The 12950-nt window shown below is 29.0% G+C and carries 9 protein-coding genes; 7 read left to right on the top strand and 2 right to left on the bottom strand.

All coding sequences use genetic code 11. The features are described from left to right. Nucleotides 1-18 precede the first annotated feature (18 nt). The gene (locus ACO6OL_RS05185) at nucleotides 19-864 is read right to left on the bottom strand and encodes a metallophosphoesterase (protein WP_485502365.1); all 846 of its coding nucleotides are present in this window, start codon (nucleotides 862-864) and stop codon (nucleotides 19-21) included. Between the two features lie 122 nt (nucleotides 865-986). Here ACO6OL_RS05185 and ACO6OL_RS05180 point away from each other — a divergent pair, with 122 nt between their 5' ends. From ACO6OL_RS05180 to ACO6OL_RS05155, 6 genes are all read left to right on the top strand, one after another. Next, nucleotides 987-4637, top strand: a complete 3651-nt coding sequence (locus ACO6OL_RS05180; RefSeq protein ID WP_485502364.1) for a UvrD-helicase domain-containing protein — start codon at nucleotides 987-989, stop codon at nucleotides 4635-4637. A gap of 348 nt (nucleotides 4638-4985) precedes the next feature. Continuing rightward, complete coding sequence (locus ACO6OL_RS05175) at nucleotides 4986-5801, top strand: 6-phosphogluconolactonase (RefSeq protein WP_314160242.1); 816 nt, start codon at nucleotides 4986-4988, stop codon at nucleotides 5799-5801. Between the two features lie 5 nt (nucleotides 5802-5806). Continuing rightward, nucleotides 5807-7135, top strand: coding sequence for a hypothetical protein (locus ACO6OL_RS05170; RefSeq protein WP_485502363.1), 1329 nt, complete (start codon nucleotides 5807-5809; stop codon nucleotides 7133-7135). 10 nt (nucleotides 7136-7145) lie between these two features. Beyond that, nucleotides 7146-8033: a DMT family transporter gene (locus ACO6OL_RS05165; RefSeq protein ID WP_485502362.1), complete on the top strand. Its 888-nt coding sequence runs from the start codon at nucleotides 7146-7148 to the stop codon at nucleotides 8031-8033. Nucleotides 8034-8249: 216 nt separating this feature from the next. Continuing rightward, nucleotides 8250-9518 carry a transcription termination factor Rho gene (rho, locus tag ACO6OL_RS05160; RefSeq protein ID WP_485502361.1) on the top strand — a complete coding sequence of 423 codons (1269 nt, stop codon included), beginning with the start codon at nucleotides 8250-8252 and terminating at the stop codon, nucleotides 9516-9518. A gap of 81 nt (nucleotides 9519-9599) precedes the next feature. After that, on the top strand, nucleotides 9600-10244 hold the full coding sequence (locus ACO6OL_RS05155; RefSeq protein WP_314161168.1) for a VTT domain-containing protein: 645 nt from the start codon (nucleotides 9600-9602) through the stop codon (nucleotides 10242-10244). Nucleotides 10245-10584: 340 nt separating this feature from the next. Here the strand turns inward: ACO6OL_RS05155 and galE are convergent, their stop codons facing one another. After that, nucleotides 10585-11607 (bottom strand): UDP-glucose 4-epimerase GalE, encoded by a 1023-nt coding sequence (gene galE, locus ACO6OL_RS05150; RefSeq protein ID WP_485502360.1) that lies wholly within the window; start codon nucleotides 11605-11607, stop codon nucleotides 10585-10587. A 374-nt stretch (nucleotides 11608-11981) separates the two neighbouring features. Between galE and ACO6OL_RS05145 the strand changes: the two genes are divergently transcribed. Continuing rightward, complete coding sequence (locus tag ACO6OL_RS05145; RefSeq protein WP_485502359.1) at nucleotides 11982-12941, top strand: Gfo/Idh/MocA family protein; 960 nt, start codon at nucleotides 11982-11984, stop codon at nucleotides 12939-12941. The last annotated feature ends 9 nt before the right edge of the window (nucleotides 12942-12950 follow it).

The following is a 12950-nucleotide window of genomic DNA, read 5'->3' as shown; positions in this document are numbered from 1 at the left end:
AAATCGGATTTAAATAAATCACGATTTTTGAGTTTCTTTTTTCAATGTTGCTAAAACTAACTCTATTCTATTATTAATCCTAATAGGGAATGAGCTGTTACCAAGACCTTGAGAAACAATTAAAGTTGAATCTTTTAGAACATAGTTTCCATTAGTATATTTTGGAAAGAAGCCTTGGCTAGGAGAGAAAATACCACCTACAAATGGAATTCTCCATTGACCGCCATGCGCATGACCTGAAAAGATAAGTTCATATTTTATATCTGCGTAAATCGGAAACTTCTCAGGTCTATGTGATAAAAGTATATTAAAGTGATTAGGAGAGTAAAGTTCTTCTAGAGTTTTTATGAAGTTTGCTCTATGATTTAGCTTATCTTCATTTTTAAAGAAATTATAATCCTCAACCCCAACCAAATTAATACTTTCATTATTTCTTGTGATTAATAGATTACTATTGTGTATATACGTAATATTAAGTTTTTTCATTCTATTTTTAAGTTGCTCGTATTCTTCAGGAAGTCTTAGTTCATGATTTCCAGAGACGAAATAACATGGAGCTACTATTGCTAATTGACTTAGAATGTTATAAGCAATATCCATATCATTATTATAGCTATCTAGAATATCTCCAGTAATAACAATTATATCCGGTTTAAAATCCTTAATTTTTTTTATAAATGACAGATCACTATATCCAATCCTATCACAGTGAATGTCGCTAACTTGAGCTATTTTAAAATTGTCAAAAGCTTGTGGTAGTTTATCAAACTTAAGAGTAGTTTTCCTTACTTTTAATTTTTTATTTTGTCTTATTATTGAACTAGCCGCAATAATCGGAGCTAGCGCTAAAATTTTTCGATTCATTACATTTCACCTTTAAAATATTTTAGTAATAAACATAATAGTATTTTAAAATATTATACCATAAAGCTTAAAGTATGTTAAAATATATAATGATAATTAATGTAAAATTAGAGGATAATTATATGATAAAAATTGAGAAGATTGATAAAATAGCCGCTTCTAGAAAACACTCTTATTCAGCCCCGCAATGGCAAGCAATAGCTATTACCGGTGCTGATGTTCTTGTTGCGGCAGCTGCTGGAAGTGGTAAAACTGAAGTGCTCTCTGAAAGAATCGCGAGGAAGGTAGCTTCTAATAGATGGGATGTGGATCGTCTACTAGTACTGACATTCACGACTGCTGCGGCGAAGAATATGATTGTAAGAATTGAGAATAAAATCAGTGAACGATTACTATCTACTAATAAGGAAGAAGATTTAATATATCTAAGAAAACAAAGAATGTTAATGAATGATGCTTATATAAGTACTATTGATAGTTTTTGTTTAAATGTACTGAAGAAATTTTATTATCTAGTTGAAGAAAAGATTGATGATGAAATTAAATATTTATCACCTAATTTTAGTATACTTGCGAATAGTAGAGGATTATTGAATGAAACGATAGGAAATGTTCTTGAACAATTAGTACAGGAAGATTCTAATACGACTGACCTATTATTTACAGTATTTGGCTCTAAACAAAATATTAGTTCTTATATTATTGATTTATACTATAAACTATTAAATATTCCAAATTTCCAAAATTATCTAGATGAAGATTTTGCAAAACTAAACAATTTAGTAACTACCAATTTTGAAGTTGAAGAAAATAGTGTAATAGATAAGTTTAATAAAGTTAGTGAGCTAACTCAAAAGGAAAGTATAGCTACTGCGATAGATTTCAGTAAGTATGTACAACAGTATTTAATAAATAGTAAGAAGGAAAGTTCATTAGATATATTGTCTCTTGTAAATTTGGATGAAACAAAAAAAGAGAAGATTGCAAAGTATGTAGAAGATGAAGTTTCTTTCAAGAGCAATCAAGAACAACTTGAAGAGATAGAAGAGCTTATTGGTAAACTTAATACACAGTTAGAGATTGAAGATAGTATTTATGATGCTGGGTTATTAAGTGAAGTTCACGAAATTCTTATTGATTATCTAAATTATTTTAAAGTTTTAGAAAAAATGAATTTATTGTCTAAGTCCATTACAAGTGTATTGAAGAAACTGCACAATGATTTTATAAAAGGAAAACGAGAGAATAACTTTTTAGACTTTTCTGATTTAAATCATCTTGCTATAAAGGCTTTAACTAGAGAAGAAAATGGAGAAATTGTTCCTAGTGAAGCGGCTCAGTTCTATAAAAATTATTTCTTAGAAATATATGTTGATGAATATCAAGATAATAATAACCTTCAAGAGTATATCTTAAATTTAATCAGAGGAGAAGGAGTTTACTTCTTTAGGGTGGGCGATGTAAAACAAGCAATCTATGGCTTTAGAGGTTCAAATCCTGATTTATTCGAACAGAAATATAATAGTTATAAAAAACTAGAAATTGATAATTATTCAGAAAAACAAGAATATTCTTTTGAAGATGAATCTGAAGGAATTTGTATAGTTTTAAAAGAAAATTTTAGAAGTGATGTTAATATATTAAAATCTAGTAATTATATTTTTAATAGACTTATGGGGAATAAAAATGCTGGGGTAAGTTATGGAGAAGATAGTGCATTGTACTATCCAAAAGCAAAAGAAAAGAATAGTTCTGAAATTATTCCAACTAGGTTAATTAATGGTAAGATTAATTATTTTACAGGTGAACTTTTAGAAGATAAGAAATCTTATAGAGAACAATCTATAGAAAATATTGCCTATGAAATATTAACAGGTATTAAAAATAGCAAGAAGTACAGTGACTATGCTATCTTAGTCAGAAATAGTACAAAAATGTCTAGCTTTAAAGAAGTTTTTGCTAAATACAATATACCGTTGTTCTTTAAGGAAAAGGTAGGATTTACTGAATCTAATGCATTTAATATTTTGTATAATATACTTAGATTTTTAGATAATACGAACAGAGATGCTAGTTTACTTGCAATTTTACATACTGAGATATTTGATTACAGTAATGATGAATTATTAAAATTATCCATAACAAAAGGGAAAAATCTTTTTGAAAAATTACAAAATAGTGAAAAGAAAAAAGATTATAACACAGTAAATTTATTAAAAAAATGGTTGAATTTTAGTTTAAATAACTCATTGCCAAGTCTATTGGAATGCATAGCTACTGATATAGATTTTAAAAATTATTTAGTAACAATTGATGTAAATGATGAAGAATTAGATTATTATGAAAACTTTATAGATATTGTTAATGATTATCAAAATATAGATAATAAATTGAGTGGCTTGGTAAATCAATTAAAAACTATAAAAAATGATGAGGTATTCGAAACGAAAAAACGCACACCAAATGATAGTGTGACTTTATCTACGATTCATATTTCAAAAGGATTAGAGTATAAAACAGTCTTTGTAGCTGATTTAGATACATCATTTAGTAAAAAAGGATATACAGGTGAAGTATTATTCACTGAAATCTTTGGTTTAAGTATCAATGCTGAAGAGGTAGGTCAAAAGTTTGGATTAATTTCTAGTAATATAGAAAAATTAAATCAGCTGTATAAATATAATAGTATTTTAATAAAATTACGTGAAAGAGAAGAAGAAGTACGTAATTTATACGTTGCACTGACTCGTGCTGAAAATTCGCTACATCTTGTGAGTCCAAATGGAGTAGAACTAAATAATGAGAAGGCTAAAGATAAATCGTTGTACCAAGCTCTAATAGAGGATGATAATTTTGAGAAAATCTTAAATAATCTACTTAGTGATTATGGAGAAGAGTTTATTTTTGAAAATGAAAAAGACGCTTTATTTAAAGATTATGAAAGTGAGCCTCTTGTAAAAGACGAAGAAGATAGTTCGGGATTTGATTTACAAGATTTTTATAAACAATTTGAGAGTAAGCAACACGATGAATCTAGCAAGCAAAGTGATAATCTTACGATTGAAGTAAAAAATAAAGTATTTCCTGCCAAAACTTCATATAGTGCCTTGAAAAAAATTAATACTAAAGATCATGAGTGGAATCATAAAAAAGAAAAACGAGGATATTTAGAATTAACTACATTAAAAAAATCAACATCTACTAGCAAGGCGATTTTAAGAGGGAATATCATTCATAAGCTTTTTGAGAAGATAGTTAATGATACTAGAGCAGGAGTAGAGATTTCGGATGTAGTGAGTTACATCGATAGCTTAAAGAAAACAGATAATTTACTACAGAATATAAAAGAACATAGAATACTTTCTCAAGAGGAATTTGATAATATAAATAATAAAGATGATTTAGAAAAGATTACTAACTTCATTAATAGTGAGTTAATAAAATTAGTATCTAAAAGTAAGTTCTGTCAAACCGAGATAGCTTTCACAACTGCCAAGAAAGCAAAAGAATTATATGATGATAGTGAAAGTGATATAGATGTAATACTGCAAGGGGTTGTCGATTTATTTATTAAAATTTCTGATGATGAAGCAATTATCGTAGATTACAAAACGGATCACGTAACTAGTAGAAACGGAGAAGAAGTTTTACGAGATAGACACAGAGAGCAACTTAGAATTTATAAAGAAGCAGTAGCGGAATATTATAAATTAAATAATATTAAAACTTATGTGTATTCTTATGTTCTGTCAAGTTTAATTGAAATAGAGTAACTAAAAATAATAGATAAATTTCCAATTTAAGTTTCAGTTAGAAAATTAGTTTTAGGTTAAGGGGCTGATCCAAAAGACCTAAAACTTAACAAAGTTCTTATGATAACTCATAGACGCAGTGGTTTATTGATATCTAAATTCGCTTTATGAAAGCTTTTTAGATATCTAATAAACTTTGCGGAGGCACTCGACAAAATTGTTTCTCCGAAATCACGATTTTTGAGTCACTCCCTTACTTTGGGAATTAACATAAAAACAATAGCACAATTATGAAATGTTAGCACGTTGTTAGTAGGAAGCAATTGTGGTATAATATTAAATGATTTATTATAATTTGGAGGTGAAATCGTGAAATATATAGTTTGTAATAGTGAAACAGCAGTTTTAAATAGAATGTATGATGAATTTGAAAAAAATTTAGAAGATGGGGCAGTTATCTGTTTGCCAGAAAATATAATAAATACTCAATTCACAAACAGAATGATAGATGATAATAAAATGGGGAAATATCGTTATAAACATATAATTATGTTAGGACAACGAGAATTTGCTGATATCGATATTGAGGAAAGATTTGGATTATATCGATATGCTAGACATGAGTTATTTAAAAAACTAGACGTAGAGACGAAAAATATTTATTATCCTCAAACATTAAATAGTAATGAATGCGAAGAAGACTTGAGTAGTTATAGTGAAGTGTTGTCTGAAAATCCTATTGATGTTGCAGTAGTATTCCTAGGATCTGATGGTGGAATACTCGATTATCGTTATGCAGATGAAGTAAACAAAGATCTTCACATTGTAGAGTTTTCAGATGAAGAAAAATCACAGCTTCAAGAGGCTGGAATGGAAATTAAAGGTAATAAATTAATTAGTATTGGATATGAAAATCTAATGGCAGCTAGAAATTTATTCGTTGTTGTATTAGGTAGTGATAAGAGACAATATATAGCAGAATTATTTGAGAATGAAGACTCAGAAAATAAAACTATTCTGTCAATCCTAAATAATCATAAAAATCTTTTTATCTTTACTGATAAGGATGCTAGTTACAAATCAGAAGAAGAAGTAAATAGACTTATTAAGCAAAGGCAAAAAAGATTAGAAATTAAAGAACGAGAAGAAAAATTACAAAATGAGGAGAAAAAAAAGGATAGGTAATAAGTATGAATGATTATCAGAAAATTATAGATTATGATTTTAGTGATACAGTTCTTGATGATAAACTTGTTGTGAAATTTAAACTGAAGAAAACTTTTACGGAAGATCAGTTTATCAGCCTTTTTACACCGAAAAAAGGTGAGAGATTTATTATAAGAACACCTGACACTAAGTCTTCTATAATTGGAATAGGTTATGAAGCAACATGGTTATTAGATTCTAATGATTTTTTAACAAGTTTTGATAATAGTAGTGTACTATCTGGTTTTGAAGAATTAAAAGCACAGGTAACGGTTTTAGAAATTGATGAGCATGATTGTGAATACTTCGGTATTTACGGTGGAATCTCAGATGGAAATAATAAAAACAGTCAAGAATGGGTAGATTTTAGTGATACATCATTTGTTGTACCGGGTATACTTGCGGTTTTTAAAGGGGATGATGTTTATATTACATTGTTCTTTAATATGAAAGAAGAAAAAGAATTTTCTGAATTATGGGCAGAGAGAATTTCATTTTTAAATAAACTTGATGATAAAAATGAAATATCTAGTGAACCACAGATTAATGTCGTTAGAGAAATTTATCCAGAACTTTGGCAAGAAAATATTAGGAAAGCCCTTCTTCAAATAGAAAAAGAAGAATTAAAGCGAATAGTTTTATCAAGAAAAAATTTAATATTGTTAGAAAACAATACTTCTTTAGGTGCGGTAACAAAATATCTTCTGAGTAAGAATAGGTACTTTATAGCATTTGAATCCAAGAAAAGTTTATTTATTACTACAAATCCTCTAATCTCTTTAGATTACACAGATAATGATTTAAAAGCGCATCTTTACTTGAAAAAAGAAAATTTATTTAATAATGATTATTCAGTAATGTTTGATGAAGAAGAAATAATTAATGAGTATAAGGAAAATTTTGAATCTCATTATCATACTGATTTTAAGGTGTATGATGATAAGACTCTAATGGGGAAAAAACTTGATGTATTTTCTGTTTTAAATTCTAAAGTTGAAGATTCGCAACAAGCGATAAAAGCTCTTAGTCTTTTATATCCTATGCCAATAATAAAAGGATATCCAGAAAGTGCTGCGAAAAAATTCTTTTCTGAAAATTATAATGTAGGTTATGGTTTTTGGTATTCACCTTTTGGCTATATCACTAATAAATTAGATGCTAAATTCTATACATGTGGGAATATGATGGTGGCACAAAATAATATGATTACTTTATTTACTAGTATCTTATTATCAAAAGATGAGAAATATGATGAAGTAATAGAAAAATCTAATAAAATTGTTAGTTCTAGTCTGAAATTATTTGATCATTAGGAGAGTAATTATGGGACAAAGTACGATGAAAAAAGGTATAGTATTTACCTTACTAGGAGCTACATGTTGGGGATTATCAGGAGTATTAGGGGAATATTTATTAAATGTATCAAAAATAGACCCCGTTTGGATTATAGCTAATAGATTGTTCTTCTCTGGAATTGCAATGGTAGCTATTTTACTCATTAAAGATAAACATGATTTAGTGAGAGTATTTTCAAATAAGATAGATATTTTAAAACTATTAAATTTTTCTTTTTTTGGGCTTTTAATCTGTCAAGGGACATTCTTTTTAACAATTAAGTATACAAATGCAGGTATGGCAACGGTTATACAGTATATAGGTCCAGTAATAATAATGTTATATTATTGTGTTATAGGTAGAAGATGGCCTCTACCAAGGGAGGTTATTGCAATAGTGGTTTCGTTATTTGGAACGGTATTAATAGCAACCCATTTCGATTTTAGCAAACTGAATATTTCTACATTAGGATTATTCTGGGGATTACTTTCTGCATTTGGTCTTGCTAGTTATAATATTTTTTCAATAAGTTTAACTACAAAATATGGTGTAATGCCTATAATGGCTTGGGGACTATTAATCGCAGGCGTAGTTGTTTATTTTGCTACAGGTAGTAATTATATTCCAGATAATTTTAAATTAATTGATTTTATATGTATGTCTGGAGTGGTAATAATTGGAACAATATTGTCATTTTCTTTATATTTAGAAGGTGTTAGGTTAATTGGTGCAGTCACGGGAAGTATTATCGGTTGCTTTGAACCGATTGCTGCTATAATCTTTTCTTTCCTCTTGTTAGGAACAACATTCGGAACAATAGATTTAATTGGTGCAGCTTTTATTCTATCAGCGGTAATTGTTCTAAGTAAGAGATAAAAAGGAAATAAGAGTTTAAGATGTTTTATAAACCGAACGGGGGTAACTTTTAAAATCGATTTTGAAAATAAGAATTTTAAGTTATTCTCGTTTAAAGTTGTATGTTTAGATAAAAAATCCTGAGAATAATATACCTAAGGGTAGTTTCAATTAGGGTATTTTTTGTTTAAATATTTTTAAGATGATTTCTGAAGTATCTACAGAGAAAGGATAAAAATGAGTAACGTAAAATTTGATGAAATGTATAAAAGTATGAATACTAAAGAACTTACAGCCTTGGCTAAAGAACTGGGTGTTCCAAGATATTATACATTAAATAAAAAAGAATTAGTTTTAGCAATTTTAGAAAAACAATCAGTAAGTGAAGAACATTATTATGCATCGGGGATTTTAGATGACATACATCCAGAAAATGGTTTTGGATTCTTGAGAACTGTTGATTATAAAAAAGGAGAGACGGATATTTATATTTCTGCTTCTCAAATTCGCCGTTTTGAACTTAAAAAAGGTGATGAAGTTTATGGTAAAGTTCGTAAACCTCGTGAAGGTGAAAGATATGCGGGGATTTTACAAGTTGACACGGTTAATGATGTAGATGCTGAAGTTGCAAAAGGTAGAGCACATTTCCAAGCTTTAACACCGATTTATCCGAATCAAAAAATTGTTTTAGAAACAACTAAGGAGAAATTATCTACCAGATTTGTTGATTTAGTAGCACCGATTGGGTTCGGACAACGTGGATTAATAGTAGCACCACCGAAGGTTGGAAAAACAACATTACTAAAAGATATTGCAAATTCAATTAGAAAAAATTATCCTGATAAAAAGTTGATTATTCTTTTAATTGATGAAAGACCAGAAGAAGTAACAGATATGGAAAGATCTGTAAGAGGTGCAGATGTAGTAAGTTCTACATTTGATGAAACTTCAGAAAATCATATTAAAGTTGCTGAGCTAGTAATAGAGCATGCAAAACGTCGTGTAGAACTTGGTCAAGATGTAATTATACTTATGGACAGTATAACGAGACTTGCACGTGCATATAATATTGTAGAGCCAAGTAGTGGTAAAGTCTTAAGTGGAGGGGTAGATCCGTCAAGTCTTCATAAGCCAAAAGCATTCTTTGGAGCTGCAAGGAATGTCGAAGGTGGAGGAAGTTTAACTATTATTGCAACTGCCTTAATTAATACAGGTTCTAGAATGGATGATTTAATATTCGAGGAGTTCAAAGGAACAGGGAATATGGAAATTGTCTTATCACCAGAACTAGCTTCAAGAAGAGTTTATCCAGCTATTGATTTCTTGAAGAGTTCTACAAGAAAAGAGGATTTACTTCTATCAGAAGACGAAGTGAAAATTTTATGGCAAACACGTAGAAAACTTGAAGATGTTAGTGAACCAACAATCGGAGTTTTAAATCATCTTAGAAAACATGAAAGTAATGAGGACTACATTGCTGAAATGAAAAAATTCATAAGAGATTAATATACTGATTGCATGATTATTAGACAGGGTATGTTCTCTATGGTATAATCATTAGAACATATTTATTTTAGGAGGATTACATTGGAAACAATTAAATTTTTAATTGATTTTGTATTGCATATTGACAAGCATCTTGGTGAATTAATGGTGCAACACGGTCCATGGTGGATGTATGGAATAATTTTCTTAATTATCTTTATCGAAACTGGTGTTGTGTTCATGCCGTTTTTACCAGGTGATTCATTATTATTTGCTAGTGGAGCATTATGGGCAGCAACAGGGAATAACATCTTTTTATTATTATTCTTATGTGTAAGTGCTGCAGTAATTGGTGATAATTGTAACTATTTTATTGGAAGAAACTTCTCTGATTATTTAAAGAGTAAAGCATGGTTTAAAAAGTTCGTGTCTGATGACAATATAAAAGACGCTGAAAACTTTGTAGCAAAACATGGAGGAAAATCTATTTTCTTAGCTAGATTTTTCCCGATTATTCGTACAATAGTTCCATTTATCGTAGGAGCTGGTAAGATGAAATATTCTAAGTTTAGAGTGATAGACTTCTTTGGAGGCCTTTGTTGGTGTACATTATTTATATCAGTAGGGTACTTCTTTGGAAACATTTCATATGTTAAGAAAAACTTTTCAGTAGTAGTAATTGCTATTGTTTTAATTAGCTTAATTCCGATAATAGTAGGGACAATTAAGGCTAGAAAAAAAGCATAATTTATGAGGAAGGAGACTCGTTTGAGTCTCTTTTCTAAATAAATAATTCAAAACAAACGAAATCTCACTATTAAGATTAAGATATAAGAATAAAATAATTTAAAAATCATCTATTCTTTGTATAGTAAAGATTAGATGATTTTTTATTATGGAAATAAGAAGAGTGGTTAATTCAATAAGTGTTATTATATAAAAAGAGGGAGTGACTCAAAAACCATGATTTTGGAAAAATTGATTTTGTTGAGTCATTCCCGTTGCGCCTATAAGCTCTTATATTAACTTTTTATTTCTAGGACTTTTAGGTCAGTCTCTTAGACTTTTATTTTCTTGTTTAAGTATATTAATCAGCAAACCCATTTGGATGTTTACTTTGCCATCTCCAAGAATCTTCACACATACGTTTTATATCGTATTGAGCTTCCCATCCAAGTTCTTCTTTTGCTTTTGTAGCATCAGCATAACATGCAGCGATATCTCCTGCACGACGTGGAGTTATAACATAAGGTAAATCACGCCCAACAGCAGCTGATGCACTCTTAATAATATCTAATACAGAATAACCAATTCCTGTTCCTAAGTTATAAATAGTTAATCCACTACCTTTTTCTAATTTTTTAAGAGCAGATACGTGACCGCGAGCTAAATCTACTACGTGGATGTAGTCACGTACTCCAGTACCGTCATGCGTATCAAAATCATTACCAAAAACTTGAACTTTTTCTAGTTTTCCTACAGCTACTTGCATAATGTAAGGAATTAGGTTGTTTGGTACTCCTTTCGGATCTTCACCGATATCTCCACACTCATGTGCTCCGATTGGATTAAAGTAACGAAGGAGAACAATATTCCATTCGTTATCTGCTTTATAAACATCTTTTAAAATATCTTCAGTTATTAATTTAGTACGTCCGTATGGGTTAGTTACAGATAATGGGAAATCTTCTCTAATTGGTAATGTATGAGGATCCCCATAAACTGTAGCTGATGAACTGAATATTATATTTTTACAATTGTGTTTTTCCATAACACGGAACAAAGTAATAGTTCCAGCTATATTGTTATCATAATATGCTAATGGGATTTCACAAGATTCACCAACTGCTTTTAATCCAGCGTAGTGAATAACTCCATAAATATTTCCTTCTTTTTCAAAAACTTCATTTAATTTATCTTCATCACGAACATCAACTTCATAAAATGTTACCTTTTTACCAGTAACTCGTTCAACTACTTCTAAACTCTTTTTATTTGCGTTATATAAGTTATCAACGACAACTACTTCATTTCCATTATTTAATAATTCTATACAAGTATGAGACCCGATAAATCCAGCTCCACCTGTAACAAGTATTTTTTTAGTCATAGTGTAATCCTTTCCATTGTGAAATATATATATATATATCATATAAAGTACATATAAGTCAACAAAAAAATGAAAAAATATGAAAGATAATGAAAATATTTTTTACTATTTTTAGGAAGATATTGAGTAGTTATTATGAGAGAGGTAATGAGTCGGAGAGAAAGTAATACATATTTAAAGAGGAAAATTAAGAATCGGTAGAAAATTAAATACATGGTATACTATTATAATAATCCGGAACATGAATACAAAGCTAAAGGATAAGAATCTTCTTGTTGCGTGAAAGTTTTAAGGAAGAGTTTTTATGCAGAAAAGTTGCTAGTGTAAGTTTATAAAGATATAATTAAAGGATACATAGTAATTTGGAGGGAAACATGAAATTAGGAATTATTGGTTCTGGAATGATAGTGAAAGATTTCTTATCTTTTGCTCATGAACTTCCAGAAATTAAATTAGAAGCTATAACAGCTCGAAATATTGAAAATTTAAAAGATTTACAGTCTAAATATAATATTAAGAATATATATACTGATACTGATCTTTGTCTGGAAAATAAAGAGATTGATACGATTTATGTTGCAGTTCCAAATAATTTACATTATACAGTCGCTAAGAAGGCTCTAGAAGCTGGTAAAAATGTTATTTGCGAGAAACCTTTTACGTTAAAGTATGACGAAGCTGTAGAATTGTTTGAAATCGCTGAAGACAAAGGATTAATTTTAATAGAAGCAATAACAAATCAATATCAAAAAAATTATCTTGATATAAAAGATAATATTGATAACATAGGAGAAATACGACTTGTTGAGTGTAATTTTTCTCAACTTTCTTCAAGATACGAAGCATTTAAAAATGGAGTAATAGCTCCAGTTTTTGATAAGAGCAAAGGTGGAGGAGTACTTGGTGATTTAAATATCTATAATATTCATTTTGTCGTTGGATTGTTTGGTAAACCTGGTAAAGTACATTATGCACCTAATATAGTGAATGGTGTTGATACTTCAGGTATTCTTCTATTAGAATATGATAATTTTAAAGTAGTATGCATAGCAGCTAAAGATACATTTAATAATAGTTATGTCAATATTCAAGGTGATCAAGGTATAATTAAAGTTATTGGTCCTACAAATGAAGTTTCTAATTACAGTATTCAAACAAAAGATAACTTTATAAATGAAAATAATAATATTCATGAACACAGAATGTTTGCTGAGTTTAAAAAATTCGTTAAAGTTATAAATGATAAAGATTTCGAATTCATGAATAATCAAAAAGAACAAACTTTGAATGTTATGTATATTTATGAAGAAGCGAAAAAATTTATAGAAAATTAAAAAGGAGAA

Source organism: Gemella sp., assembly GCF_057272915.1.
The sequence above is the reverse complement of the archived record's forward strand: the minus strand, read 5'-3'. Positions and strand labels throughout refer to the sequence as shown.